This is a genomic window from Micromonospora sp. BL4 (assembly GCF_003667505.1).
Taxonomy (GTDB): Bacteria; Actinomycetota; Actinomycetes; order Mycobacteriales; family Micromonosporaceae; genus Micromonospora.
In genome coordinates, this window is record NZ_RCVJ01000054.1 from 60,664 (window position 1) to 86,774 (window position 26,111).

General features: G+C 71.0%; 20 protein-coding genes. 9 read left to right on the forward strand and 11 right to left on the reverse strand.

Translation table 11 applies throughout. The annotated features are described in order from the left end of the window. Positions 1–16: 16 nt before the first annotated feature. On the reverse strand, positions 17–3,268 hold the full coding sequence (locus EAD89_RS03235) for a DUF2961 domain-containing protein (protein WP_121674643.1): 3,252 nt from the start codon (positions 3,266–3,268) through the stop codon (positions 17–19). A 576-nt stretch (positions 3,269–3,844) separates the two neighbouring features. On the opposite strand from EAD89_RS03235, the gene EAD89_RS03240 reads away from it, so the two are divergent. After that, positions 3,845–4,852 (forward strand): LacI family DNA-binding transcriptional regulator, encoded by a 1,008-nt coding sequence (locus tag EAD89_RS03240; protein ID WP_121656283.1) that lies wholly within the window; start codon positions 3,845–3,847, stop codon positions 4,850–4,852. A 145-nt stretch (positions 4,853–4,997) separates the two neighbouring features. On the opposite strand, the gene EAD89_RS03245 is transcribed toward EAD89_RS03240, so the two are convergent. Then, complete coding sequence (locus EAD89_RS03245; RefSeq protein WP_121674644.1) at positions 4,998–6,632, reverse strand: fucose isomerase; 1,635 nt, start codon at positions 6,630–6,632, stop codon at positions 4,998–5,000. Further along, positions 6,629–8,167 carry an FGGY-family carbohydrate kinase gene (locus tag EAD89_RS03250; protein WP_121674645.1) on the reverse strand — a complete coding sequence of 513 codons (1,539 nt, stop codon included), beginning with the start codon at positions 8,165–8,167 and terminating at the stop codon, positions 6,629–6,631. Before EAD89_RS03250 ends, EAD89_RS03245 begins: the two co-directional genes overlap by 4 nt. 295 nt (positions 8,168–8,462) lie before the next feature. Between EAD89_RS03250 and EAD89_RS03255 the strand changes: the two genes are divergently transcribed. Both EAD89_RS03255 and EAD89_RS03260 read left to right on the forward strand, forming a co-directional pair. Then, positions 8,463–9,764 (forward strand): vanadium-dependent haloperoxidase, encoded by a 1,302-nt coding sequence (locus tag EAD89_RS03255; protein WP_199733394.1) that lies wholly within the window; start codon positions 8,463–8,465, stop codon positions 9,762–9,764. A 75-nt stretch (positions 9,765–9,839) separates the two neighbouring features. Next, positions 9,840–11,657: a hypothetical protein gene (locus tag EAD89_RS03260; RefSeq protein ID WP_147458743.1), complete on the forward strand. Its 1,818-nt coding sequence runs from the start codon at positions 9,840–9,842 to the stop codon at positions 11,655–11,657. A 97-nt stretch (positions 11,658–11,754) separates the two neighbouring features. Here EAD89_RS03260 and EAD89_RS03265 read toward each other — a convergent pair whose 3' ends face one another. From EAD89_RS03265 to EAD89_RS03280, 4 genes are all read right to left on the reverse strand, one after another. Then, positions 11,755–12,771: an acetamidase/formamidase family protein gene (locus EAD89_RS03265; protein ID WP_199733395.1), complete on the reverse strand. Its 1,017-nt coding sequence runs from the start codon at positions 12,769–12,771 to the stop codon at positions 11,755–11,757. Continuing rightward, complete coding sequence (locus EAD89_RS03270; RefSeq protein ID WP_121674647.1) at positions 12,768–14,207, reverse strand: APC family permease; 1,440 nt, start codon at positions 14,205–14,207, stop codon at positions 12,768–12,770. Before EAD89_RS03270 ends, EAD89_RS03265 begins: the two co-directional genes overlap by 4 nt. A gap of 189 nt (positions 14,208–14,396) precedes the next feature. After that, complete coding sequence (locus EAD89_RS03275; protein ID WP_121674648.1) at positions 14,397–14,870, reverse strand: hypothetical protein; 474 nt, start codon at positions 14,868–14,870, stop codon at positions 14,397–14,399. Further along, positions 14,867–15,268: a DUF6069 family protein gene (locus tag EAD89_RS03280; protein ID WP_121674649.1), complete on the reverse strand. Its 402-nt coding sequence runs from the start codon at positions 15,266–15,268 to the stop codon at positions 14,867–14,869. The genes EAD89_RS03275 and EAD89_RS03280 overlap by 4 nt, the downstream gene beginning before the upstream one ends. A 130-nt stretch (positions 15,269–15,398) precedes the next feature. On the opposite strand from EAD89_RS03280, the gene EAD89_RS03285 reads away from it, so the two are divergent. Next, entirely contained in the window at positions 15,399–16,559 is a 1,161-nt protein-coding gene (locus EAD89_RS03285; protein WP_233578135.1) for a sensor histidine kinase, read from the forward strand. Continuing rightward, the gene (locus EAD89_RS03290) at positions 16,547–17,209 is read left to right on the forward strand and encodes a response regulator transcription factor (RefSeq protein WP_121656305.1); all 663 of its coding nucleotides are present in this window, start codon (positions 16,547–16,549) and stop codon (positions 17,207–17,209) included. The genes EAD89_RS03285 and EAD89_RS03290 overlap by 13 nt, the downstream gene beginning before the upstream one ends. 142 nt (positions 17,210–17,351) lie before the next feature. On the opposite strand, the gene EAD89_RS03295 is transcribed toward EAD89_RS03290, so the two are convergent. Together EAD89_RS03295 and EAD89_RS03300 are read right to left on the reverse strand one after the other, a co-directional pair. Then, positions 17,352–18,851 (reverse strand): Gfo/Idh/MocA family protein, encoded by a 1,500-nt coding sequence (locus EAD89_RS03295; RefSeq protein ID WP_199733396.1) that lies wholly within the window; start codon positions 18,849–18,851, stop codon positions 17,352–17,354. 234 nt (positions 18,852–19,085) lie between these two features. Continuing rightward, positions 19,086–19,979 (reverse strand): SIS domain-containing protein, encoded by an 894-nt coding sequence (locus EAD89_RS03300; RefSeq protein WP_121674651.1) that lies wholly within the window; start codon positions 19,977–19,979, stop codon positions 19,086–19,088. 307 nt (positions 19,980–20,286) lie between these two features. Here EAD89_RS03300 and EAD89_RS03305 point away from each other — a divergent pair, with 307 nt between their 5' ends. The 4 genes from EAD89_RS03305 (at position 20,287) to EAD89_RS03320 (ending at position 24,219) form a co-directional block, all read left to right on the forward strand. Further along, entirely contained in the window at positions 20,287–21,519 is a 1,233-nt protein-coding gene (locus EAD89_RS03305) for an extracellular solute-binding protein (protein ID WP_121674652.1), read from the forward strand. Between the two features lie 19 nt (positions 21,520–21,538). Continuing rightward, complete coding sequence (locus EAD89_RS03310) at positions 21,539–22,468, forward strand: carbohydrate ABC transporter permease (protein ID WP_199733397.1); 930 nt, start codon at positions 21,539–21,541, stop codon at positions 22,466–22,468. A gap of 126 nt (positions 22,469–22,594) precedes the next feature. Next, complete coding sequence (locus EAD89_RS03315) at positions 22,595–23,398, forward strand: carbohydrate ABC transporter permease (RefSeq protein ID WP_121674653.1); 804 nt, start codon at positions 22,595–22,597, stop codon at positions 23,396–23,398. Between the two features lie 53 nt (positions 23,399–23,451). Beyond that, on the forward strand, positions 23,452–24,219 hold the full coding sequence (locus EAD89_RS03320; RefSeq protein ID WP_199723532.1) for a DeoR/GlpR family DNA-binding transcription regulator: 768 nt from the start codon (positions 23,452–23,454) through the stop codon (positions 24,217–24,219). Between the two features lie 15 nt (positions 24,220–24,234). Here EAD89_RS03320 and EAD89_RS03325 read toward each other — a convergent pair whose 3' ends face one another. Together EAD89_RS03325 and EAD89_RS03330 are read right to left on the reverse strand one after the other, a co-directional pair. Then, positions 24,235–25,068 carry a class II fructose-bisphosphate aldolase gene (locus tag EAD89_RS03325; RefSeq protein WP_121674654.1) on the reverse strand — a complete coding sequence of 278 codons (834 nt, stop codon included), beginning with the start codon at positions 25,066–25,068 and terminating at the stop codon, positions 24,235–24,237. Continuing rightward, positions 25,065–26,018, reverse strand: coding sequence for a 1-phosphofructokinase family hexose kinase (locus EAD89_RS03330; RefSeq protein ID WP_199733398.1), 954 nt, complete (start codon positions 26,016–26,018; stop codon positions 25,065–25,067). The genes EAD89_RS03325 and EAD89_RS03330 overlap by 4 nt, the downstream gene beginning before the upstream one ends. Between the last annotated feature and the right edge of the window lie 93 nt (positions 26,019–26,111).

Consider the following 26,111-nt stretch of genomic DNA (forward strand, 5'->3'; position numbering starts at 1 on the left):
TCCGACTCCGACCGGGTCACGACGTCAGGCGAGCCTCGATGTAGTCGAGGCCGGCCAGGTAGCCGCTCGAAGCGGCGGCCTTGCCGGTCACCGTGAGGGTGAGGGTGTGCCGGCCCGCCGACAGTTCCCGCTGGCCGTAGTCGAGCGGGTCGCTGACGACCACGTCCGGCGAGCGGTACGCGTCGAACGCCTCGCCGATCCGGGCGCCGTCGATGGCGACCGTGTTGGTGCCGTAGTCGCGGGCCAGCGTCTGCACCAGTCTCAGCTGGTAGGTGCCGGTGGTCGGTACCTCGAACGCCACGGTCACGCTCTTGTTCGGCGCGTCCGGCCGGAACCACAACTGCGCGCCGCGGGACCAGCGGATGCCGCAGCAGTCGCCCTGCACGTCCGCCGGAGCGTCGGCCGAGACCGCGGGCAGCAGCGACTCGGCTTCGATCCGCAGGGTGTCGCCGGTGGTGGCCGACGCCGGTGCCGAGTAAGCGCCGAGGTTGCCCGCGGCGTCCACCGCGCGTACCCGGTAGTGCCAGGTTTCACGCAGGCCGAGGCCACTGTGCTCGAAGCTCGGCCGGGTCGTGACACCCACCCGGTTGTCCGGCCCGGGCGTGAACCCGGCCTGCCGCGAGGCGAACACCTGGTAGCTCGGCGCGTACACGTCGTCGGTGGCCGGCCGCCAGGTCAGTGCCACCGCGTTCGTCGTGCCGCTCGTCGCGGTGAGCCCGGCTACCTGCGTCGGTTTGGTTTGGTCGACGAAGGGAGTGACCTCGCTGAGCACCGCGTACCGGGCCGCGGACCAGGCCGGAGAGCCGGCGGTCGGCGTCAGCGTGACGGTCACCGCCGACCTGCCCCTGGTGAGCGCGGGCGGAAGCCGGAACTCGTCCTCCAGCCAGCGGTGCGAGCCGTTGGCCAGCGGCTGCGACCAGGTGCCGGCGTCGTGGCCGTCCACCTGGACCCGCACCGACTGGTATCCGGCGCTCTGGTCCCCCACCCGGCGCAGCACCGCGCCGGTGTTGCCCGAGGCGACGGCCACCCGGAACCGGACCGGCGTGGTCGAGGCGCGGAGGTCGTCGGTCACCGGTCGGGGCGCGCCGTCGTCGCCCTCGTAGGTCGCGGTGAGCACCTGACGCGCACCGCCCGAGGTGTAGCCGTGCGCCGACTCGCTGGCGGGGTCGCCGACGTCGACGGTGTCGGTCCAGCGCTGCCCGACGGTGTCCTGCCCGTACCAGTAGGCGGTCGAGCCGTACCGGGCCGGGTCCTGGTCACCCGGGCCGTGCTCGATGCCGAACCGCAGGTCGGTGGAGAACGACACGGCCTCGGCGAGCATGAGGCGGAAGGCGCCGGTGCAGTCGTACCGGCAGCCGTAGTCACCGACCTCGTGGGCCGGGTTGCCGTTGGTGGGCGCCGAGAACGTGCCGTGGTTGAAGTACCAGCCGCTCTCGTAGAAGTCCTCGGTTCCGGTGCCGTGGATGCTCGGGCTCTGCGCGCCGTCCACGTAGACCCGTTCGTCGCCCTCGAGGTAGTTGCGCTGGTTGCCCGCGGGGATGTGCCCTTCCATGGTGTGCGTGACCCCGACGAACTTGCCGCGTCCGGCCACGTCGAGGAAGAGGTGGTCGTTGCCGGGGGTGGTGTCGGCGCTCGACGCGGTGGCCCGGAAGTAGCCGGCCGTGCCGGTCGGGCGCAGCGCCGGCGCCCAGCGGGCCGAGCGTGCGGTGGTCACGGAGGCCACCGACGACGTGATCGGCACGGATGAGCCGTTGCGCAACTCGATGCTGAACCGTGACCGGTAGGGCATCGGCCACCAGGCCGACAGCGTCGCGGTCGCGGGGTCCACGCCGAACATCAACGATTTCACCGGGTGCAGTCCCAGGCCGGTGCCGAAGAACTCGCCGAGTGGCGCGTCCACGGTGGTCTCGCCGTCGAACGTGATGCGCAGCCGGCTGTCCCGCAGCACCGCGTCGGAGGCCGCGACGGCCGCCCTGCGGTCGGCGTCGGCCGGGTAGCTCATGGTGTTGCTGCCCTGCCAGGTCTGCGCGGTGATCCGGTAGCCGTGGGCGGCCTCGGCGTCGACGTGGGACGGGCCGAGGTCGAGGGTGTCGGTCCGCTTGGCGGTCCCGGCGACCAGGCTGTCGACCCAGTAGGTGAACTCGTTGACGTCCAGGTCCGACGAGACGAACTGGTTCCGCACGGTGATCGTGGACTTGCCGGCCGTGGCGCTCGCCGGCAGCTCGACGGTCTGGTCGAGCCAGGTGCCGAAGGGCACCGGGTCGTTGGCCGGCCACTCGGCGACCGGTACGCCGTCCACCAGGATCCGCGCCCGCTGGTGCCCGATGTGCGGGTCCAGCCGGCGGGTCAGCCGTACGCCGGTGTTGGCCGGGTCGACGGCCACCCGGAACTCGCTGCCGCCGTCGGGCCCGTAGGCGCGCCCGTCGTCGGCGACCGGCGTCGGCGGCCCGACGAGTTGCGGCATCCGCAGTTGGAGCGCGTTGACGGCGCCGGGGCCGACGCCGCTGGCGAGGGTGACCGCGCCCTTGGCGGGGACGCTGAACTCGCGGTCGGTGGTCGTCGCGCCCGCTTCCGGGCGCTTCGGGTCACGGGTGCCGGCGGCCTTGAGCTGGTCGATGACGTCCAACGCGCGGTCCGAGGGGTCGAATGTGCGCACCCCGTCGGCGGTGGTGAACTTGCGGTAGGTGACGTGGTAGAAGATCGGGTTCTTCTCGGTGGTCACCCGCATCGAGCTGCGGTAGGTCATGGGCGCCTTGATGTAGACGCCGCCGGAGCTCTGCGCCGCGTTGGCGACCACCGGGTAGACGAAGGGCGCGCCGAGCTTGCCGTCGACCACGTCCTGGAGCGGAGCGTCGAGCACGGTCACACCGTCGAGGACCACCTTGATGGTGCCGGTGGCGGAGACGTTGCCCTCGTCGCGGGTGAACCAGATCGAGTCGATCTCACCGGAGCCGGTGGCCTCGGCGAGGACGCAGCCGTCGGCGCCGGTGCGCAGGCACGAGTACTGGCCGGAGAAGCCGTCGTCGTTGCCGCCGCTGCGGTCGAAGCTGGAGAACTGGTAGGCCCGCGGACCGTCGGGGAGCTCGGCGAGACGGTCGAGCCGGCGGTAGACGTCCCATCCGGTGGGGCCGTTGTCGGCGGAGGTGGGGGCGGCGGAGGCCGGCCCGGCTGGGCCGACCAGGGCGGTTCCGGCCAGCAGCGCCGCGGTGAACGCGGCGCGCAGCAGCCGGCGAGCGGGGGTCCGTGGTGCGTGGGTGGTGAGTGTCATGAGCGCCTTCCACGTCGGTGGGTGGGGCGGGTTGCGAGGCGATGTCAAGGAATCGATTTCTCACCGCAACAGCGACAGGGTAGGCACGCCTCCACGCGGCGGTCAATCCTCTGTCGCCGCCGATGGCCGCCGTAGTTGACAGCGACCCGGCCCGCTCTTATGGTCCTCGATCAGAGCCGAGCAAACGATTTCTCCGCTCGCGTGAGCATGCCGCAGCCGTTGCGGCCACTGGGAGGCCCTTCGTGCCCCGACTCGTCGTCCGCACCGGATTTCCTGACGGCGGTACGCCTGGGCAACCGTGCGCCGTCGGTCCGTGACTGCTCGTACGGGAAGGGGCGTATTCTCGTGACATCGAGGGCCGAGGCGGTGGTAGGTCGGGGTGATCCCCCGCGGCCCACCGTCCACAGATGACCGCGGCAGGCCCGGTCGGCGACCACATCAGCGCCGGACACCGGCGCGAAACACCGGTCACGGGTCGGTCACTACCCGGCCGTAGGATGCCGGGTTCCGGCACCGGCGCGTGCTGGGTGGCCGCGCCGGAGCACAACATCAGGAGAGCCGAGCGGATGGAGGCGAATGGCGACGATCTATGACGTGGCGCGGCAGGCTCAGGTCTCGCCCGCCACGGTGTCGCGGGTGCTGAACGGCCGGACCACGGTCGATCCGGTGATGGCCGCCCGGGTGCAGCAGGCGATGCAGGACCTCGACTACCGCCCCAACGCCGTCGCCCGCAACCTGCGCCTGAGTCAGACCAGCCTCTGGGCCGTCATCATCTCCGACATCGGGAACCCCTTCTTCACCTCGATGGTCCGAGGCGTCGAGGACGTCGCCCAGGGCGCCGGCTACTCGGTGGTCCTGTGCAACAGCGACGAGGACCCGGAGAAGGAGTCCCGGTACATCGCCGCGGCCCTGGCCGAGCGGATGGCGGGTGTCATCATCTCCACGTCGGGCCGACCCACCGTCATCAACCGGCTCGTCGAGGCACGCATCCCCGTCGTGGCCATCGACCGCCAACTGCGTGGCGTCAACATCGACACCGTGCTCGTCGACAACGTGCACGGGGCCGAGCTGGCAACCACCCACCTGCTCGACAACGGCTACCAGCGGGTCGCCTGCATCACCGGTCCCCGCCGGATCTCCACGGCCGCCCAGCGGCTCCGCGGCTACCAGCACGCGTTGCGGTCGCACGGCCGGGAGACGACCGACAACCTGGTGCGGTACGCGGACTTCCGCGAAGAGGGTGGCTACCGGGCCATGGCCTCGCTGCTCGACAGCGACAACCCGCCGGACAGTGTCTTCGCCACGAACAACCTGATGACCGTCGGCGCCGTCGAGTGTCTCGTCGACCGCGGGCTCAAGGTGCCGGCCGAGTTCGGAGTGGTCGGGTTCGACGACATACCCTGGGCCCACCTGGTCAGACCATCGCTGAGCACCGTCTCCCAGCCGACGTACGACCTGGGGCGGGCGGCCGCGGTGCTGCTCACCGAACGGATCGCCAACCCGACGCGGCCGCCGTCGACCGTCACCCTCAGCACGGGCCTCCAGGTACGCGAGAGCTCCAGCCGCCCGAGCGGAACCTCGTAACCGGCGAGCCCACCGCCGACGCGGTCCGAGCCGGCGGGCCGGCGGCCCGGGGTGGAGGTCGGGGAGCCTGCCCCCGGTACACCGTCAGGCTCCCCGTCCGTGTTCCACCGGCTCCGATCCGCACCGCCGGCGGCCCCGCCGTCGCTCAGAGGTTGACCTCACCGCACAGGTGCACCCGGACCCCGAGTTCGGCGAACATGGCCGCCTTCACCCGCAGCGCCCTGTCGGCGGTCGCGGCGTCCGGCGCGTACGCGACGTTGACGTGGTTGGCCTTGTGCCGCGCCATCAGCTGGTCCCGGTCGACCCCGTGCAGGACGGCGTGCATAATCGGCCACTGCGGGGTGGTGGCGTCCAACCGGCGCTGGGTCTCCTCGGCCGGCAGCTCCACGACGGTGCCGCGACCCAGGTCCACGTGCAGCACACCGTCCATGATGAACACCCGGGACCAGACGATCTCCCCCGGCTTCGACACCCCGCTCAGGGTGCCTCCGCCAAGCGGGAAGAACATCGGCGGCTGGCGCATGCTGTACGACCGGTCGTAGCCACCGTTGTGTGACGCCGGCACCGAGCCGGAGATCTCGAACACCCAGACGAAGTCGTCGCCGTACCGCTCGCCCCACCGGATGTCGTGCAGCGTCGTCGCCGGGTCGAGGCCCATCGCCGTCCAGATCCGGTTGGTGACGAGCGAGTCGACCGCCACCCCCTCGTCGACCTCGTTGAAGTGCGGCAACGGCGCCCCCGGGTACAGCTCGCGGCTCCCGTCGCGGCTGAGCACCGGCGGCCGCTGGACGTTGTTCAGCAGACCCTCGGCGAGGTCGCTGGCCGGAACGGTGTCCTTCAGGCCCTGCTGGTACTGGATGCCCACCGCGTCCAGGCCGTAGTCGTCGGAGATGCGCAGGGCCGCGACGTACATCTTGAACTGGCTGAGCAACTGCGCCTCGGTCAGTTCGCTGGCCTCGTCGGTGCCCACGTGAAAGGTCATCCCGGCGTCGTCCAGCCACCGGCGGACCGCCCGGGCCTCCTCGTCGGAGACGCGCGCCATCTCGGCGACCAGCGCGCTCTGCGACAGCCGCTCCTTGTAGATGCCGAGCGGATTGATCAACTCGTCGTCGAAGATCGCGTTGTACATCCCCATGCAGCCCTCGTCGAAGACGCCGATGATGGCCTTCTCCGTCGCGAGCTGGCCGGCCAGCGACCGGCCCAGCTCGACCTCCGGGTCGTCGGGCAGGGCGGGCAGGTCGCGTACGTGGCTGGTGTCGTGGCGCAGCTCGCCGGTCTCCAGCCAGGTCCGCAGCCCGCCGATCGCCCACTCGTCGGTGAAGTTCCGGCTCCACAGCGCGGAGTGCGGGATGCCGGCCTTGGTGAGGCTCGCCGTGAGGTTGAGCAGGCCGACCAGGCCGGGAAACTCGCCGCTCCAGTTCGCCACGATGAGGATCGGCCCCCGGTGGCTGCGCAGCCCGGCCAGGACGTGGTGGCTGTACTGCCAGACGGCCTCGACCACGATCAGTGGCGCGTCGGCGGGGATCTGCTTGAAGACCTCGATGCCCGCGCGCTGGCTGTCGATGAAGCCGTGTCCCTTGCCCGGATCGACACCGTGCCCGCGCTCGACCTTCCAGCCGAGCGCGTTGACCGCCGCGGTGAGGTCGGCCTCCAGTTGCTGCTGCGTGGGCCAGCAGGTGACGTTCGCGCTGAGCCGGAGATCGCCGCTGGCAACCGTGTAGACGGTGCCGGGTGCCGCCGTCGGCGGTTTGACGGCCACGGGCAGCGTGTAACTGGTCATGGGGCGACTCCTTCGGTGCGTTGCTCTTTCCCGGCGTCCGTCGGAGCGACGGCCAGGAAACGGACCTGACGTGCGGCGAGCGCGTGCGCGACCCGCCTGGAACTCGTGTACAGCTCGCGATACAGCCCGTACAGCTCGTCGTAGTCGGCGGCGAACTCGGCCCGTGGCTCGCAGACCTCCGTGACGGGGTTCCACGCCTCGATCGAGACGGGCCACCCGGTCTGCGCGGCCAGGAACGCCGCGCCGTAACTGGCGCCGATGGTCTGCGCGGGGATCACCTGGGCGCGTCCGGTGACGTCCGAGACGATCTGCGTCCAGAGCCCGCCCCGGGTGCCGCCGCCGACCGCGACGACACGCCGGATGTCACCGCCGCTCGCCTCGATGGTCTCGATGTTGTGGCGTACGCCGAGGCCCGTCGCCTCGAGCGCGGCGCGGTAGAGGTCACCACGGTCGTGCGAGACGGTGAGACCGGCGAGGATGCCGCGGGCCTGCGGATCCAGGATCGGCGTCCGTTCGCCGGCGAAGTACGGCAGCATGAGCAGCCCTCGGGCGCCCGGGCCGGAGGCCTCGGCGAGGCGGAGCAGGTCGGGATAGTCCGGCGAACCGAACAGCTCGCGAAGCCACGCCGTGATCGCCCCGGACGTCGCCAGGCCACCTGCGAGATTGCGGGTCCCCGGCAGGGCGCCGACGGTCCCCCACAGCGACGGGTCGGTGACCCGGGCGGCGACCGTGTGGACCAGGAACATCGTCGTGCCGTACATCAGCATGAGGTCGCCGACGCCCTGCGCGCCGACGCTGATCGCCTCCGACCAGGCGTCGATGGTCCCGGTGATCACGGGGATGCCCGGCGGGAGTCCGGTCGTCGCCGCCGCGTCCGCCGTCACCCGGCCGGCCACGTCGCCGGGCCAGCGCAGCGGCGGCAGGACCAGGCCGGGGGCGATCTCGGCGGCCCACGGTTGGTACCAGTCGTGGCGGTCGGTGTCGTACAGCGGCGTGCACTGGCTCGCCGAGTGGTGGTCCAGCACGTACTCGTCGGTGAGTTTGACGGCGAGCCACGAACTGGGCATGAAGAGCCGGCGGGCACGCCGGTAGAGGTCCGGCTCGTTCTCGGCGATCCAGGCCACCTTCGCGCCCGCCGCCTGACTGGACAGGGCCGAGCCGCACCGCCGCAGGATCTCGTCCGCGCCGAACCGCTCGTTGAGCTGGGCGATCTGCTCGGTCGAACGGGTGTCGACGCCGTACAGGATGGCCGGGCGGAGCGGAACGTTCGCGGCGTCGGTGAGCAGGACGCACGGGCCCATGCCGCTCACCCCCACCGCGACGACCTCGGCGTCGCCGGGTGCCAGCAGGTCGGCGGTGAGCGCGACGAACTCGTGCCACCAGACGTCGGCGTCCATCTCGACCCAGCCGGGCCGCGGCCGGCTGACCTCGTGCGTCCGGGTGGACGACCGCAGGACGCGGCCGTCGACGTCGACGAGCACGCCCTTGCTGCTCGATGTGCCGATGTCCACGCCGAGGACCGCCGCGACCTTCATGGCGCCACTGTTCCAGCAATCGATTTCCTAATCAAGGCCGAGCGCACGTTTTCTCATCCGCCGACCACCCCCGGTTGAACCTTCGTCGGCACAGACCCGAGGCGGGCAGAGGGGTTCGAGCGCAACGGGAAATCGTTACCCGCCGGGCGGCCGGAAGCAGCGCGGGCGGCTCGACGGCGACCGGAAGGGCCAGCCATCGAAGACCGGCGATGCTATGTTTCGAGCGTCATTGATTCCGCTTCGTACGCCGCGCGCCTTCGACGGTCAGCATCGACAACCTACCGACGGGGAGATCATGACGAGCCGTAGCCAGAGACGCCGTGCGACCTGGTCCCGCATCATTCCCGCCACCATCGCGCTCGGCTCGCTGGTCGCCTCCACGATGATCGGGCCGGCGCCTCGCGCCGCCGCCGCGACCTCCGGCGCCGGCACCACCAATCCGGTGGTCACCTGGGATCTCAATGCCCAGACGGCGATCTGGGACGTCGCGGCTCAGCAACCGAACGAGCAGGTGCGCAGCTTCGCGATGGTGAACGGAGCCGTCTACGACGCGCTGAACGCGATCGCGGGCACCCCGTACCAGCCGTACCTTTCCGCACCGCCGTCGAGCGGGACCGAGTCGGTGGACGCTGCCGTCGCCGCCGCCGCGCACGGCGTGCTCGCCGCCCTCTTCCCCGGTCAGCAGGAACGTCTTCGAGCCCAGTACGACGCCGCTCTGGCCGCGATTCCCGACGGGCGCTCGAAGCGGGGCGGCATTGCGATCGGGGCGCGAGCCGCGGCCGCGATGGTCACCGATCGGCAGGACGACGGCGCGTTCGGGGACCAGCAGTGGGCCAGCGGGACAGGACCCGGCCAGTGGAGACCCACGCCGCCGCTGTTCCTGTCGCAGGGCGCCTGGACCGGGCACATGCGACCGTTCCTCCTCCCCCGCGCGTCGACGTTCCGCACACCCGCGCCGCCACGACTGACCAGCAGCGCGTACGCCCGCGACCTCAACGAGGTGAAGGAGGTCGGCTCGGCGACGAGCACGGTGCGCACCCGGGACCAGACGGAGGCCGCGCTCTGGTGGCACGACCGGCGTTCCGCCTCCTGGGAGATCAAGCGCCAGCTCGCCGTCACCCAACAGCTGGACGCGTTGCAGACCGCGCGCTTCTTCGCGATGACCGATCTCATCGTGGCCGACTCAGGAGTGGCGTGCTTCAGCCAGAAGGACTTCTGGAGCTACTGGCGTCCGGTCACGGCGATCCACCTGGCCGACACGGACGGCAACCCGAGGACGACCGCCGACCCGGGCTGGCAGTCGTTCCTCGTCACGCCCCCGTTCCCCGAGTACCCCTCCGGCCACGCCTGCGGCACCGGTGCGCGGATGTCGCTGTACCAACACTTCTTCGGTCGAGACGACATCACGTTCAGTGGGTCCAGCGTCGACTCCGGCACGACCCGGCAGTTCACCAGCTTCTCGCAGGCGCTCAACGAGCTCATCGGCGCGCGCGTCTGGGGCGGCGTCCACTTCCGCACGGCCGATGTGGAAGGGGCGAAACTCGGCAGGGAGGTCTACCGCTACGCGGTCCGGCACCACTTCCGTCCTTTGAGGTAGTCGCTGGCACTGTGGTCGGACGTGAATCCGGCATTTGCGGGTGAACCGGTTCGTAAGGTGCGTAACCTGCCGAACATGGTCTCTCGCATCTGGCGCAAACTGTTGCTCACGGCGATCGGGGTCGGCGTGCTCGCCGGCGCCGGTCAGCTCGGCTTCGCGTTCAGCTTGGGCATCGTCCAGCTCACCAGCGACTCCACCGGCGCCACCGTCAACCGGTGGCCTGCCCAGCTCGTCTGGGTGGGCTGGTTCGCGGCACACGCCACCGTGGCCGGCACCATCGTCACCGCACGCCTGGCCCGCCGGCACGGGGCGCTGGGGAGCACGGGCCGAATGTTGGCTGTCGCCGCCGCCGCCGCGCTGGGCGCCATCGTCGTGGCGCCACTCTGCGTCCGGCCGGCCCAGGCCGCCGAGCCCTTCTCTGTGGACCCGATGTGGGCCGTCGGCATCTGCGCGATCCTCGGCGCGCTGGTCGGCGGGGGTGCCGCGATCGCCGCACTGGTGAAGCCGCCGCTGGGCTGGAACATGGCGGCGATGGGCGGCGTGATCTGGCTGCTGGCGCTCGTCTCGATCGTCCCGTCGCTCGCAACCGCCGGGCCGTTGCCCGCCGTACGGCTCGGTGTGCTGGAGCCGACCGCGTTCGACGCCGGCACGGCACCCCGACAGGCGATCCTGATTCTGCCGGCGGTGGCCCTGCTCCTCGGCGCCGTGACCAGTGGGCTGGCCCGCTGGCGCGGGCACCCGCCGCTGGTCAACGGCGCGACCGGCATGGCCGGCGCAGTGCTGGTCGCGTTCGCCTACCTTGCCGCCGGTCCCGGCGACGCCGTCGACCGGTACCAGATCACGCCGTACTACTACGCGCTGCTCGCCGTCGCCGCCGGTGCGCTCGGTTCGGCCGCTGCCGCGTTGTTCCGCTGGCCGCTCCTGTCCCGCGCCGCCGAGGCGCAGGCCGTCGAGCCGAGCGACATCCTCCGCCCGCTGTCCGCCGACTCCGCCGTGCCGCAGGCCATGATGGCCGCCGCCGGTGGTGCGGCGGACGAGCCGGTCGCCCTCGCCGCCACGGGGCCGGTCGCCGGCGCGACGGCGGCGACGCTGCCGACCGCAGCCGAACCGCTGGGCATCGGTGCGCCGGCTGACGACCGGGACGCCCGCGCCGTGCCGGCCGAGTCCACGACGCGGACCGCCGCACCGGCTGCCACCGCCTCGCCCACCGACCTCGGCGAGACCCCGCGGACAGCGGAGCCGGCCCCCGCGACGGCGACCTACCCACACGCGGGATCCGGCGGGGACGGCTCTGCGACGACGGAGGCGGACGGTGCACGCGTCGCCCCGGGGACCAGCCGGATGTACCAGCCGCCAAAGACCGACCGGACGCCGGTTCAGGCGACGTGGCAGGTCGTACCGGCGCGTCGGGTGCCGCCCTCGGCCGAGCCCGCTCCGGGCGCCGGGGCGACCCACTCGGCCGGCACGCAGGAGGGGTCCGAACCGGCGCTCCCCCCTCGGCTCCGGCCGCCCCTGCCCAACCTGATCGACGCCGCGAACTGGGATGCCCTCGCGAACGCCCAGCGCGCCCGGCCCCGGACCACGACCGACGCCACGACGGCCAGCCCCACCGGGCCCGATCCGGTCGAGGCGGTCCCCGCGCCGGCCGCCCCGGCAACCGTCGTTCAGGCGGGGCGGGACGGCGGTCGGGCCAGCGGCCGGCTGGGCCTGTTCCGGCGCAACAGGTCCCGGGCCGACGCGGGCACCCCGGCGGACGGCGAGCCGCTGCCGAGGCAGGACGCGGAGTTCGTCGACTGGGTGGCCCGGCTTGGCAACCCGGTGGCGGACAGCGCGCCGGATCAGGAGAGCGACCGCCGGTCACTCCACTCCACCGGCCGTCGCCACAGCGACTGACCTCCGCTGTACGGCCCACCGCTGCACCAACGCGACCTGACCGCGCTCGATGTGCCGCGTCATGCTCCGCGGGGGCAGGGCTCGGCCCCTGCCCCGGTCAGCGGTGGGTCAGATAGTGGCGGGCCGTCTCACGCAGCCGGTCGTGCACCCCCTCGTACCCGCCGACACCGCCCAGATAGCGCTTGTCCACCTTCGCCACCATCGTGTAATTCGTGTCGCACACGTTGCCTACCGGGGCCTCACCGGCCTGGCTGACCAGTTGGTACGCGTCGAGCTGATCCAGCCCGACCAGCTCGGCGGTCCAGGTCACCAGGTCGTGCTGGCTGATCCGGTAGGCGTCCTCCAGCGGACGGGCCGAGCCGGTGGACATCAACGCGTCGTCCGACTCCAGCCGCGGCCACGGGGTGCCGACCCCCTTGACCACGTCCACCACGACCGTGGTGTTCATGGCCGCCTCGATGCCGGTGCCGCACACCTCGCCGTGCCCCTGCCGGCAGTGCCCGTCACCGAGGGCGAAGAGCGCTCCCGACACGTTCACGCCGAAGTACGCGGTGACTCCGGCCCGCAGCTCCGGGGTGTCCATGTTGCCGCCGTGCGCGTCCGGGGTGATCGTCATCCGCGCCTCGAAGGCACCCGGTGCCACCCCCGCCGTGCCGTGCATGGGATCCAGCGGCAGCGCGACGGTGTAGTCGCCCCGGCGTGCCCGGTACGTCGCCGTGCCGGCGGCGACGTCGATGTCGTACCGCCAGACCACCTCGTCGAGCGGAGGTTGCAGGGTGGGAGTGGTGTGGGTGCCGGTGAGCGCGCCGAAGTGCGGAAAGGTGGTGGACACGGCCCAGTCCCGCGCCGGCTCGATGGAGACGAAGTGCACGGCCAGGGTGTCCCCGGGCTCGGCGCCCTCGACGTGGATCGGCCCGGTCACCGGGTTGAGGTACGGGAACTGGCAGACCTGCGACGGCAGGTCGTCGGTGCCGCGGACCCGGCCGCCGAAGCAGTCCTCGGTGTAGAGCTCGAGGATCGTGCCGGGGCGCACCCGGCGCACCGCCTCGCGCCCGCCGAAGGTGTAGGAGAGTTCATCCGGCTCCGGCCGGTACTTCACCACGTCCGTGTTCACTGCGGCTCCTTCACCGGCTCGTCGGCGCTGTCGTGGGTGACGTCGACGAGCGCGGCGAGTTCGGGACGCCGGCCCGTCAGGTAGAAGGCCAGCAGGACCAGCAGCCCGACGCCCAACCAGACGAAGCCGAGCACCTGGGCGGCGACCTTGGCGTTGATGACGACGTAGAGCAGGATCAGGAACCCGATCACCGGCACCACCAGATGCCGCAGCCAGTCCCGGCTGCCGTTGCGCACCACGTAGTGGGTCACGACGGAGACGTGCAGTGCCAGGAACGCGGTCATGGCGCCGAAGTTGACCAGTGTGGACAGCAGCGAGATGCCGTCGTCCCGGCTGGCCATGTAGAGGCCGAGCGCCAGGGAGATGGCAGCGACCAGCATGGTCGCGTTGGCCGGCACCTTGTGTTTCGGGTTGATCCGGGCGAGGAAGCGCGGCATCTGCCGGTCGCGGGCCATCGCGTACAGCAGGCGGGAGGTCGCGGCCTGCGCGACCAGGGAGTTGGCGAAGCCCCAGGCGATCGCGGTGGCCAGGGCGGTCAACCCGGCCAGCCAGCCCCCGCCGGCCGCCCGGGCCGCGTCGTAGAACGCCGTTCCCTCGGGGTCGCCGTTGTCGAGCAGGCCGGGCGCGTCCGGCACCAGCAGTGCCGCGACCCACGTCTGCACGACGAACAGGGCGCCGGCCAGCAGCAGCGCCGCGACCATCGCCCGGCCGATCTGCCGGGCCTCCTCGCGGCTCTCCTCGGCCAGCATGGAGATCCCGTCGAAGCCGAGGAAGGAGAGGACGGCGATCGACACCGCGCCGAAGACCAGCGACCAGGAGAAGGTGTCCGCGTCGAACAGCGGCCGGAGCGAGAAGCCCGCACCCTTGCCCTGGGCCAGCGCGACCACGCCGACGACCAGGAAGATCACGAGGATGACCAGCTCGGCGGCGAGCATCACCCGGTTGACCCGGGCGGTCATCCGGATGCCGAAGAAGTTGACGACGGTGTTGAGCACGACGAAGGCCACCAGCCACGCCCACACCGGCACACCGGGCACGAGGGAGTGCATGGCCACGCTGGCCACCAGGTAGAGCAGACCCGGCACGAGGACGTAGTCGAGCAGGATCACCCAGCCGGCGAGGAAGCCGGCGGGCGGTGCGATGCCGCGACCGGCGTAGCTGTAGACGGAGCCGGCCATGGGGAACGCGCGGACCATCTGGGCGTACGACAGGGCGGTGAACATCATCGCCACCATGCCGATGATGTAGGCCAGCGCGACCATTCCACCGGAGCCGGCGTACACGCTGCCGAAGATGCCGAAGGGTGCGATCGGCACCATGAAGATCAGTCCGTAGATGAGCAGGTCGGTGAAGCTGAGGGTCCGACTCAGCTCCTGCCGGTAGCCGAACTGTTCGACCTTGGTGACTGTCTCGGACGGGTTGGGAGGTTGAGTCATGGCAAGCCTCCTTGATCTGCTCAGGCCGCACGTTAGTCCAGCCATCGACAAACAGCTAGATCTACGTGTCTGGATCGAGAGCATCGCTACCCGCAGGCGATCAGCCACCTCTTCCTGATCACCTCGGCGCTGAGGCGGAACGCCCTGCTCGACGTCGACGTCGACGCCCCACCCCGGCGTCAGCTCGGGTCAACCCGTGGGCGCGCCACCGGCGCCGCCGATGACGGCCATCATGATCAGCGTGCGTTGCCGCCGCCTGCTCATCAGCGCGAAGCAGGCGGTGAGCGCCACCAGCTCCACCTCGGCCCATTCGCCGGTGACGTCGACCCGGATCGCCCCGCCCGGCCGGCCGGTAAGGCGCACCGCGAGCCGGTGCTCGTCGCGGACCAGCTCACCGCAGCGGTGACCGGGGGCCCAGCGCACCATCCCGCCAGGCCCCGGCACGTGCGACCCGCGCGGGTCCAGCCGCACCGCCACGCCGTGCTCGGCGCGGGCGGTGACCGCGATACGCCGGCGGTCGGTCGGCCCGACCGTCCAGAGGCCGGTGCCGGTGCGGATCTCGGCGCACCGCCAGGTCCAGCCGGTACGCAGCCAGGCGCGCGGCCCGGCAGCGGAGTCCAGGACGAAGGCGCCGTCGTGCTTGCGTACGGTCAGGGTCGTCATCGGTTCAGCCCTTCCGGACGCGCCCGGCGCAGACCGAGGATGAGGACGACGCCGACGCTCAGGTGCAGCAGCGCGAGAGTCGCCTTGGCGCCCGCGCCCACGCCGCTCGGCGGTCCGGCCAGCAGCGACAGCAGCAGCACCGCGACGGCGATCGCGGTCCACCAGGTGCCGGCCCGCGCGGTCAGGCGTTCCAGCACCGCGAGCAGCGCCCAGCCGGCCAGTGCCGCGACCACGGCGGCCACCACGACCGCGGCCACGGTGATCTGGCGGGTCGAGTTTCCGGAGCCGGCCGCCAGGTCGACGCCGGCCACCGAGTGCAGGATCGTGAATTCCGCCGCCGCCACCAGGATCGCGCCGGCCACCACCGTGGCTCGGCGCAGGAGAAGGTTGTTCGTCATGCCACGAGTCTGTGGACCGGCACGGGTCGGGCACGTCGGTCCCGAGGCCGCGCCGGGTACATCCGACGGCAGCGCCGCGTACTACCAAAGGAGGTGGTCCGGCCCTGCGCGAGCCCAGTAACCTGCGCTGGTGGATGCGGCGACGTGCGAAGTCGGCCCGCCGCGGGCGTGGCGTTCCGTCCCGGCGGGAGTGGCGACGGTGGCGATGGCCGTGCTCGTCGCGATCACGCTGTGGTCGGCCACCCGTTCCGGGTCGACCGCCCTGATCCGCGCCGATGTCGCGCTGGCGGTGGCCGCCCTCGCCCTCGTCCCGGTGGTCGGCCGCCGCCCGGAGGTCGTGGGCGTACTGGCGGGCGTGCTGGTGGCGCTGTCGCCGGTGGCCACCCCGGTGGCGAGCTTCGCGGTGCTGTACACCGCCCGTAACCGCCCCTTCCGGCAGGCCGCGACGGTGGCGGTGGTCGGCGTCGTCGGCGAGGCGGTGCAGGCGGTCTGGCGGCCGATGCCCAGCCTGCCGTACGGGTGGCGGCTCGTGTTGATGACGGCCGCGTACGCGGCGCTGCTGGGCTGGGGCACCTGGGCGCAGGCCCGGCACGCTCTGCTGGCGGCGCTGCGCGACCGGGCCCGGCGGGCGGAGCAGGAACAGGAACGCCGGGTCGTCGAGGCCCGGGCCGCGGAGCGCACGCGGATCGCGCGGGAGATGCACGACGTGCTGGCCCACCGGCTGTCGCTGCTCGCGGCGGCCGCCGGCGCGATGGAGTACCGGCCGGACGCCCCGCCCGAACGCCTCAGCGCCGCGGCCGGGGTGATCCGCGCCAGCGCGCACCACGCCCTCGACGAGCTGCGCGAGGTCATCACGCTGCTGCGCAACGACGACGCCGAGGCGCCGGCGGACGCGCCACCGGGACAGACCCTCGCCGACCTGCCGCGCCTGGTCGAGGAGGCCCGGGCGGCCGGGCAGCACATCGAGGTCGACGACCCGCTCGGACCGCCGGTCGAGGTCCCCACGGCGGTCGGTCGCACCGCGTACCGGATCGCGCAGGAGGCGCTGACCAACGCTCGCAAGCACGCCGCCGGGCAGCCGGTCCGGCTCGCCCTCGGCGGCGCGCCCGGTTCCGGCCTGAGCATCGCGGTGAGCAACCCGACCACAGCTGACAGCGGCGCCACCGGTAGCGCCGGCACCGGCCTGATCGGCCTCGCCGAACGGGCCGCCCTCACCGGCGGTCGCGTCGCCCACCACATCGACGCCTCGGGTCGGTTCCACCTCACCGCGTGGCTGCCGTGGCCGACGTGACGGGTCCGGTTCGGGTCGTGATCGTCGACGACGACCCGCTGGTACGGGGAATGCTGACGATGATGCTCGACGGCGCCGACGGAATCGTGGTGGTGGGCGAGGCGGCCGACGGGGGTGCGGCGATCACGGCGGTGGACCGGCACATGCCCGACGTGGTGCTGATGGACATCCGGATGCCGGGGGTCAACGGCATCATCGCCACCGAACGGCTGCGCCGCCGCCCCCGGCCACCCGAGGTCATCGTGCTCACCACGTTCGACACCGACGAGCACGTGGTGCGGGCCCTGCGGGCCGGCGCCAGCGGCTTCCTGCTCAAGGACACCCCGCCGGAGCGGATCAGTCAGGCCGTCCGTGCCGTCGCCGCCGGCAACCCGATGCTGTCGCCGGAGGTCACGCGCCGTCTCATGCAGCGGGTGGCGTCCGGCGCCGAGTCCTACGAGTACGCGAGCAACCGGCTGGCCCTGCTCACGCCCCGCGAACGCGACGTCGTGCTGGCCATCGCGCAGGGACGCTCGAACGCGGAGATCGCCACCGGGTTGCTGATGAGCGTGACCACCGTGAAGGCCCACGTCTCGCACATCCTGACCAAGCTGGACCTCGACAACCGTACCCAGATCGCCCTGCTCGCCCACGACGGTCGGCTCGTCTGACCGGACGACCGCACCCCGCGGTCAGCCCCTGCCACGGACGCGGCCGGTCACGACGGGGAGGACGACCCGGGCGCCGGGGTCGCGCACGGACACGATCGTTCGTGCCCGACCCCGGGAGCGTCAGCTCAGCCCGTGCCCGTGCCTACCGGCGCGGGCGGCCGTCGCCGTCCAGCCACGGGTCCTCCGGCCGCGGCCGGTCGAACGTGGGGCGTGCCTGCTGCCAGTGGCCGCGGGTGAAGTCGGGCACCTTGACCGACTTGAACCCCTTGCCCTTCAGCGACTCGTGGCTGAGCGGGATCACCGAGCACCACGCCGCCGAGTCGTAGACGTCGATGTCCGGGGTCATGCCCAGGCGCATCAACTGGACCAGACGGAAGATGGAGATGAAGTCGCCACCGCCGTGCCCACCGTACTGGCTGGCCAGATTCTGCAGGGCCGGCCAGATCCAGTGGTCGTGCTGGTTCATGATCGTGCTGAAGGCGCTGCCGGTCCGCCACGCGTGGTTCGTGTGACCGAGCGACTCCAGGTAGATCCGGGCGTTGTCCAGTTCCAGGGAGCCCCGGGTCCCGGTGAGCGTGGTCTCCCGGCTGTACGGGTGGGGCGAGTTGACGTCGTGCTCGACCCGGATGAACCGGTCGTTGACGGTCTTGATGAAGACCTGCTTGCGGTCCCCGGAGATGTAGGGATCGTCGTCCCAGGACGGGTGGTCCGGGCCGACCCGCGGGTCCTCCTCGCGGAACAGGGCGAGCGCCTTGGGCCGTGAGGCGACCGCGACGAGTTCGTCGAAGCGGTCGCCGCGGTTGATGTCCAGGCAGGCCGAGACCGGCCCGAGCCCGTGCATCGGGTAGTGGGCGGCGTTCATCCGGGTCTGCCAGCGCCGCCGCCAGTGCTCCGGGTAGTACGCGCCCCCGAAGGTGTACGGCCAGCGCAGGTCGTGGACGTAGCCACCGGAGGCGTGCTGCAACTCGCCGAAGAGCCCCGCCTTGGCCAAGTTGAACATCTGCATCTCGGGGCGGAAGTAGTTCACGTTCTCCAGCAGCATGCAGTGCTTGCCGGTGCGCTCGGAGGTACGGACCAGGTCCCAGATGTCGTCCAGGTGCGGCGCGATCGGCAGCTCGATGGCGACGTGCTTGCCGTGCTCCATGGCCGCCTTGGCCATCGGGTGGTGCCACTCCCACGGCGTGGCGATGTAGATCAGGTCGATGTCGTCCCGGCGGACGAGCCGCTCGTAGTCCTCCTCGCCGTTGGAGTAGCCGACCGGCTCCTTGTCCTGGAAGCCCTGCGCCATGACCCGGCTGATGGTCTCCGCGACGTGGTCGGGCCGGATGTCGCAGACCGCGGTGATGGTGGAGACGGCGGCCCACCGCATGGCCTGGTCTCCACCTCGGTTGCCAAGGCCGATGATGCCGACGCGCACCTCGTCGAAGCCCTCGAAGGGAACGTTGACCATCGACTTCTCTTTGCCCTTGATCCGGGCTGGCTCGGCGGCGGGGGCCGCACCGGCTGCCGTGCCCGGAAGGAGGGCGCCGCCCAGTCCGGCGGCGGCGCCCAGCGCGCCGACGCCCTTCAGGACGTTACGACGCGACGGGTGGGACCCGGCCGCCTCGGTGGACTCGCCCGGGATGGCTTCGTTGGGACTCACGTGGATCAGCTCCTCTGCGGGAATGTGACTTGTCACGCGAAATTTCAAGCAGTATCGATCACTCCACTTGCGAGCGCAATGGCCGGAGGGAGAACTTTTGCTCGAAGGTGATCGGTTGGTGCGGGATCCTGGCACGCTCGCTTAGCCGTGCCGACCGGTGCGCACGGGATCGGTCAGCACGGACCACCCGGGCCCGGGAGGTCGGAGCCCAGCCGGGCCCCGGGTGTCGAGCGGTCAGCCGTCGAGGATGACCGACCGGGACAGGTGGCGCGGCCGGTCCGGGTCGAGCCCTGCGGCGCCGGCTCGCAGCAGGCACAACTGGTGGACGCGGACCAGATCGGCGAGCGGATCCACCTCGGACCACTCGAAATGTGCGCCGGTGGCCCGGACCTGGTCCGCCAGGCCGGCGGGGACCTGCCCGAACGCCCAGACGACCCGACCGGGCGCGGAGATGCTGAGCGGACCGTGCCGGTACTCCATGGCGGGGTACGACTCGGTCCACAGTTGAGTCGTCTCGCGCAGCTTCAGCGCTGCCTCGTGCGCGAGCCCGACCGTCCAGCCGCGTCCGAGGAAGGTGATCTGGTCGGCCGTCGCGGCCGGGCTCGTCGCGTCGACACCACGCGCGAGAACCTGCCGTGCCTGTTCGGCGACCGGACGCAGGTCGTGACCGAGGGCCGCCCGCAGCAACGCGAGCGTGGTCGTCGCGAAACGGGTCTGCACGACCGAACGCTCGTCGACGTCACCGAGCACGACCGGATGGGCCATGCTCACGGCCGGGGACGCCGCGTCGGCGGTGATGACCGTGGTCGGCGTTCCGTCCCGGTGCTGCTTGAGAACGTCGAGCACCTCGGTCGTGGTGCCCGAGCGGGTGATGCAGAGCACCCGGTCATAGCCACGCCCGAGGTGGTGTTCACTGGCCGGCCACGCGTCGGTGCTGCCCTCGCCGGCGCTCTCGCGCAGAGCCGCGTACGCCTGGGCGACGAAGAGCGACGTTCCACATCCGAGCACCGCGACCCGCTCGCCAGGCTGCGGCAGGTCCATCGCCACGGAGGGCAGGACGTCCAGGACGCGGAGCCAGTCATCCGGCTGGGTCGCGATCTCGGCCGCCAGGAAGGTTCCTTCACTCATCGGTGCCTCGTCCTCAGGGTTCATGCGAGCGGGTTTGGAGAGTCTCCAGAATGGAGCGCTCTGATCGAATATGTCAAGAAGGTCGCAGAACCGATCAGGAACATGCACCGAACCCCGGGCGAGACCATCCACGGGCTGAGCAGCGGTTACCGCGAGAGGCCTTGACGTTGCTCAGTGCGGCGACGCAGACTGCCCAAGCAACAGCTTGATCCTGACGGGTTCTGATGAGAACCAGTCATGAACGGTCACTGCTAGCCAGAATTCCGATCACGACTGTGGCGATGTTCCTGCGCCGGTGGAGGCGGATATGAAGAGATTCTTGCGTTCGTGGGCAGCCGTAGCGGTTGCCGGCCTGACGCTGACAGGTTGCGGTTTCGGCGGCGGCGACGGGCAGAGCGAGGACGGCAGCACGCTGTCGTTCCTGGTGCCCAGCTACAGCGACGGCACCAAGGCGCTCTGGGAGGGCATCATCGCCGACTTCGAGGCGGCCCACCCGGACGTCAACGTGGAGCTGGAGATCCAGTCCTGGGACAACATCAACGATGTCGTCCGTACGAAGATCCAGTCGAACGCGGCGCCCGACATCCTCAACATCGACGCCTTCTCGGGCTTCGCGGCGGACGACCTGCTGTACCCCGCCGGCGACGTGGTCTCGGCGAACACCGTGGCGGACTTCCAGCAGTCCTTCGCGGACAACGCCTCGATCGACGGCACCATGTACGGCCTGCCACTGATCGCCTCGGCCCGCACGATGTTCTACAACACCGAGCTGTTCGAGCGGGCCGGCGTCACCGCACCGCCGAAGACCTGGGACCAGTTGCACGACGCGGCGAAGAAGGTGGCCGGTCTCGGCGACGGCGTCTACGGCTACGGCATGCCGCTGGGCAGCGAGGAGGCCCAGGCGGAGACCTCGATCTGGACCTTCGGCAACGGCGGATCGTGGACCAACGGGTCGACCATCACGGTTAACGCCCCCGCGAACCTCGAAGCCGTCACGTTCATGAAGCGGATGATCGACGACAAGGCCACCCAGCCCGACCCCGGCGCGTCCGACCGGACCCCGATGCTGGACGTGTTCATCCAGGGCAAGATCGGCATGGTGGTGGCGCTGCCGCCCACCGTCGGGCAGATCGCGGAGAAGAACCCGAGCCTCAAGTACGCGAGCGCGCCGATTCCCACAAAGGACGGTCAGCCGATGACCCTCGGGGTCGCCGACCACCTGATGGCGTTCAAGAACGAGGGTGACAAGAAGGAAGCGCTCAAGACCTTCCTGGACTACGTGTTCAGCGCGCCGGTCTACACGAAGTTCGTCGACACCGAGGGGTTCCTGCCCACCACCAGAACCGGTGCGGCGGCGCTGGCGGGCAAGACGGAGATCGCGAGCTTCCTCGAGGTCCTGCCGAACGCCCGGTTCTACCCCAGCACGAACCCGCAGTGGGCGGCGACCCAGGGCGCGATGCAGAGCCTGATGGGACAGATCGGGCAGGGCAAGGCGCCCCGAGCGGTGCTGGATGAGATCCAGGCCAAGGCCAACGGCTAGAGCCCGCGCGGTCAACAGAATGACGACCAACCACCGCATGGAAGTGCCGGCACCCGCGATCTCGGCACGTCGTCAGGCACGCCGGGACCTGGTGGCGGCACTTCCATGGCTGTCGCCGGCGCTGACGCTGATCGTCACCATCGTCCTGTTCCCGGCCGGCTACCTGCTCTGGACCTCGACCCGGGACGTGTCGCCGGTCGGGGTGGACCGCGGCTCGGCCGGGTTCGACAACTACGCGACGTTGTTCGACTCCCCCGCGTTGGGCAGGGTGCTGCTCAACACCGCGATCTGGGTGGTCGGCGTCGTCCTGGTGACACTGCTCGTTTCCATGGCGCTCGCGCAATTCCTGGACAAGGCCTTCCCCGGACGCCGGCTGGTTCGACTCGCGGTCATCGTCCCGTGGGCGGCCAGCGTCGTGATGACGGCCACTGTCTTCTACTACGGCCTCGATCCCTATTACGGCGTCATGAACCAGTTCCTGGTCGACGTCGGCATTCTGGATACCGGGTTCGGCTTCACCCGACAGCCGGTGCCGGCATTCCTGGTGGCCATGGCGGTGGCGGTGTTCGTCTCGCTGCCGTTCACCACGTACACGATCCTCGCCGGGCTGCAGATGGTGCCGCGCGAGGTGGTGGAAGCCGCCGCGGTGGACGGCGCCGGATCGGTGCGGACGTACTGGAGCGTCGTCCTCCCGGTCCTGCGGCCGGCGATCGCCGTCGCCGTGCTGATCAACATCATCAACGTCTTCAACTCGCTGCCCATCCTCCGCACGCTGACCGGCAGCATTCCCGGGTACGACGCGGACACCACCACCACGTTGATCTTCAAATACATCCAGCAGGACCGCCAGATCGAGACGGCGAGCGCACTGAGTGTCGTGAACTTCGTCATCGTCCTCGCGGTCATCGGTATCTACCTGCGGGTTGTCCGGCCGATGAGGGACGAGTGAACCGTGGCGACGACAACAACGAGATCTGCGGGTCGGGCGCACGCCAACAGGTCGACGCGCGCCGACGGAGGCAACGGTCGCATCCGGGGCCGTGGCGGACGGCGTCACGGTTCCCGCCGGTGGTTGATGGCACTGGCCGGCGCGGTGGTGGCGTTGTTCTTCCTGGCGCCGTACCTGGTGATGCTGATCGGCTCGTTCAAGCGGCACTCGGAGATCCTGCGCATTCCGGCCACCTACCTGCCGACCGAATGGGTGCCGTCGAACTACGCGTCGATGTGGTCCACCCCGGAAACGCCACTCGCCTACAACCTGGTCTCCACCATCGTCATTTCGGCCTGCGGGACACTGCTGGTCCTGGTGGTGGCCATGCCGGCCGCCTATTACACGGCGAAGCACCGCTTCCCCGGACGGCTCGCGTTTCTTCTCCTGGTGTTGGTGACCCAGATGCTCCAGCCGACCGTCCTCGCGGCGGGACTGTTCCGGCAGTTCCTCGCGATCGGCATCGACGACACCTGGCTCGCTATGATCCTCGTCAACGGCGCGTTCAACCTCAGCTTCGCGGTGTGGATCATGCACAGCTTTTTCGCCGGGGTGCCCAAGGAGATAGACGAGGCGGCAATGATCGACGGTGCCAGCACACTGCAGACGCTGCGGCGGGTAACCCTGCCGGTGGTCTGGCCGGGCATCGTCACCGCGATCATCTTCACGTTCGTCGCGTGTTGGAACGAGTTCGCGGCCAGCCTCGTCATTCTGACCACGGCGGAGAACCAGCCGCTGACCGTCGCCATCACAAAATTCGTCGGCCAGTACGACTCGGCGTGGCAATACGTCTTCGGAGTCTCTATCGTCGGCATCGTGCCCGTGATCATTCTCTTCGCGATGGTGGAAAAGCGCCTGGTGGCAGGTCTCACGGCGGGGGCCGTCAAGTGAGCACGGTCGAAGCCGCCACCGACCGGGGCGACGGCCGCGACCGTCCCCAGCGACTGCAGGCGCTGCTCGACATCCTGGGCGCGCGCGGCCGGCTGTCCGTCACCGAGGCGGCCAGCGCCCTGCAGGTCTCCGAGGCGACGGTCCGTCGGGACTTCACCACCCTGGCGGAGCAACAGTTGGCGGCTCGGACGCACGGCGGCGTCGTGGCCACGTCCGTCTCGTACGATCTGCCGGTCCGCTACCGGGACCGGGGCGACAACGGCGCCAAGGAGCGCATCGCCGCGATCGCCTGCGAGCTCGTCGAACTGGGCGACGTGGTCGCGTTCAACGGTGGCACCACCACGTCCGCGACCGCCCGACGCCTCGCCGCGCGGGTCGACCTCGCCCAGGCCGTTCAGCGGCCGGCCGTGACGGTGGTGACGAACGCGCTCAACATCGCCACGGAGATGGTGCTACGACGCCACGTCCGTACCGTCATTCTCGGCGGTGTGGCGCTGCCCCAGTCGTACGAGCTGACCGGGCCGCTGGCCACGATGGTCCTGAACGAGCTGTGGCTCGACGTGCTGATCCTCGGGGTCGACGCGTTCTCCCCCGACGGCGGCACGTCCTGTCACGACGAGGGCGAAGCCGGCATCGACGCGACGATGGTCCGGCGGTCCCGTCGTGTCGTCGTCGTGGCCGGCTCGGAGAAGCTGGGCCGGCACTCCTTCGCCCGGATCTGCGACGTCAACGCGGTGGACACCCTGGTGACCGACGACGGGGCGGACGCGAAGGTCGTCGCCGACCTGCGCGCCGCCGGGGTCAACGTGCTGCTGGCCTGAGGCCCGCCCGCGCCGTCACGGGGCGAGCAGCGTGACCAGATGGGCGACCTGGTTGGCCACCGCATCCCTGCCCGGACCGAGATACCTGCGCGGGTCGACCAGGTCCTCGTCGGCGGCGAGCGCGCGCCGGACCGCACCCGTGAGGGCCGCGTTGAGATGGGTCGCGATGTTGATCTTCGACATGCCGCTCGCGACTGCCGACCGCAGGCCCGCCTCGGAGACCCCGGACGAGCCGTGCAGGACCAGCGGCACCGGCACCTTCGCCGCGATCGCGGCGATCAGGTCGTCGTCGAGGACCGCGTCACGGGTCAGCATCGCGTGCGAGGAGCCGACCGCGACCGCGAGCGCGTCAACGCCGGTGGCGGCGACGAAGGCGGCCGCGTCGTCCGGATCGGTCCGTACCCCGGGCTTGTGCGCGCCGTCCTTGCCGCCGATCGCACCGAGTTCGGCCTCGACCCAGACCCCGCGCGTATGGCACCAGGCGGTCAGCTCCGCGGTCACGGCGACGTTCTTCTCGTACGGGTGCCCGGACGCGTCGACCATCACCGAGGGCACGCCGAGTTCGACCGCCTGCTCGACGAGCTCACGTCGGGTGGCGTGATCCAGGTGTACGCAGACCGGCACGGACGCTTCCGCCGCGATCCGGAGGCAGGCCAGCGCCAGTGGCGCCAGGCTGCCGTGGTAGCGGGCCGTGTTCTCCGACAGCTGCAGCACAACGGGGCGTGCCGCGCGTTCGGCGCCGGCCACGATGCCCTCGGCATGCTCGAGCTGGATGACGTTGAACGCCCCGACGGCCCGGCGGTCCCGCGACGCCGGGAGGACGAGTTCCGCCATCGAAGCCAGAGTCATGCTTCCTCCACTCTCACCTGATCACGCCAGCGCCGGTACGCGCGGACGTCCACCTCACCGGCGACCGGTCGCAGCACGGCCGCCGCCGACAGCGCCACCGCGTCGACGAGCAGGGCTCGCCAGTCGACGGCGTCCAGCGACCCGGCCGCCGCGAGATGCCGGGCGACGGCCGCACAGGCCGCGTCCCCGGCGCCGGTCGCGTTCCCCTGGATCCGCTCCGGCGGCGCGGCCAGCAGGGCCCGATCCGGCCGTACGACAGCCATCCCGTCGGTGCCCAGGGTCAGCACGACGGCGGGGACCCGTCCGGCGGGAGGCAGCAGCCGGCAGGCCGCCCGCACCGCCTCGGCTGGCGTCGAGGGCCGGTGACCGATCAGCTCGGCCAGCTCATCCGCGTTCGGCATCAGCACCGCCCCGCCAGCGTCGGCCGCCGCTCGCAGAGCCGGGCCGCTGACGTCCACGACGGCCGGCACTCCAGCGGCCACCGCGGCGTCGACCAGGCGGGCCGGCAGCCCCGGGTCCACGCCGGGCGGCAGGCTGCCGGAGACGACCAGCGCGTCGGCACCGGCCAGGAGTTCGCTCACGTGCCGGGTCAGGGCGTCGGCGGCGGCGGGCGGGTCCACCGGCGCGTAGCCGGGCTCCCACAACGATGTCGTCATTCCGCTGGTCTCCTGGACGACCAGCGTGCGCCGGACGTCCGGCAGTACGTCGAGCAGGTCGGACGGCACACCGGCCCGGTCGAGAGCGGCCTGCAGTGCCACGCCCCCGGGACCGCCGCACATGCCGGTGACGAGGACCCGCTCCCCCAGCTCGTGCAGCACCCGGCCGACGTTGACGGCCTTGCCACCGGGGCGTTCGCTGACGGTCCGCACCCGCTGCACCCGGCCCCGGTTCAGCTCGCCCAGCCCGTAGGTCACGTCGAGCGCCGGGTTCGGCGCAACGGCGAGGATCACGGTTGCCGCTCGGTCATCGCGACTCCTCGGGGTACGGCGCCGGCAGTCCAGCGTGGAGTTTCGTGAGCGATATTAACAATAATCTGTCGCTAT

Bases quoted from the DNA above. Each gene is read 5' to 3' on its own strand.
- EAD89_RS03235 (WP_121674643.1), bottom strand. From the start codon at position 3,268: ATGACACTCACCACCCACGCACCACGGACCCCCGCTCGCCGGCTGCTG.
- EAD89_RS03240 (WP_121656283.1), top strand. From the start codon at position 3,845: ATGGCGACGATCTATGACGTGGCGCGGCAGGCTCAGGTCTCGCCCGCC.
- EAD89_RS03245 (WP_121674644.1), bottom strand. From the start codon at position 6,632: ATGACCAGTTACACGCTGCCCGTGGCCGTCAAACCGCCGACGGCGGCA.
- EAD89_RS03250 (WP_121674645.1), bottom strand. From the start codon at position 8,167: ATGAAGGTCGCGGCGGTCCTCGGCGTGGACATCGGCACATCGAGCAGC.
- EAD89_RS03255 (WP_199733394.1), top strand. From the start codon at position 8,463: ATGACGAGCCGTAGCCAGAGACGCCGTGCGACCTGGTCCCGCATCATT.
- EAD89_RS03260 (WP_147458743.1), top strand. From the start codon at position 9,840: ATGGTCTCTCGCATCTGGCGCAAACTGTTGCTCACGGCGATCGGGGTC.
- EAD89_RS03270 (WP_121674647.1), bottom strand. From the start codon at position 14,207: ATGACTCAACCTCCCAACCCGTCCGAGACAGTCACCAAGGTCGAACAG.
- EAD89_RS03275 (WP_121674648.1), bottom strand. From the start codon at position 14,870: ATGACGACCCTGACCGTACGCAAGCACGACGGCGCCTTCGTCCTGGAC.
- EAD89_RS03280 (WP_121674649.1), bottom strand. From the start codon at position 15,268: ATGACGAACAACCTTCTCCTGCGCCGAGCCACGGTGGTGGCCGGCGCG.
- EAD89_RS03300 (WP_121674651.1), bottom strand. From the start codon at position 19,979: ATGAGTGAAGGAACCTTCCTGGCGGCCGAGATCGCGACCCAGCCGGAT.
- EAD89_RS03305 (WP_121674652.1), top strand. From the start codon at position 20,287: ATGAAGAGATTCTTGCGTTCGTGGGCAGCCGTAGCGGTTGCCGGCCTG.
- EAD89_RS03310 (WP_199733397.1), top strand. From the start codon at position 21,539: ATGACGACCAACCACCGCATGGAAGTGCCGGCACCCGCGATCTCGGCA.
- EAD89_RS03315 (WP_121674653.1), top strand. From the start codon at position 22,595: ATGGCACTGGCCGGCGCGGTGGTGGCGTTGTTCTTCCTGGCGCCGTAC.
- EAD89_RS03325 (WP_121674654.1), bottom strand. From the start codon at position 25,068: ATGACTCTGGCTTCGATGGCGGAACTCGTCCTCCCGGCGTCGCGGGAC.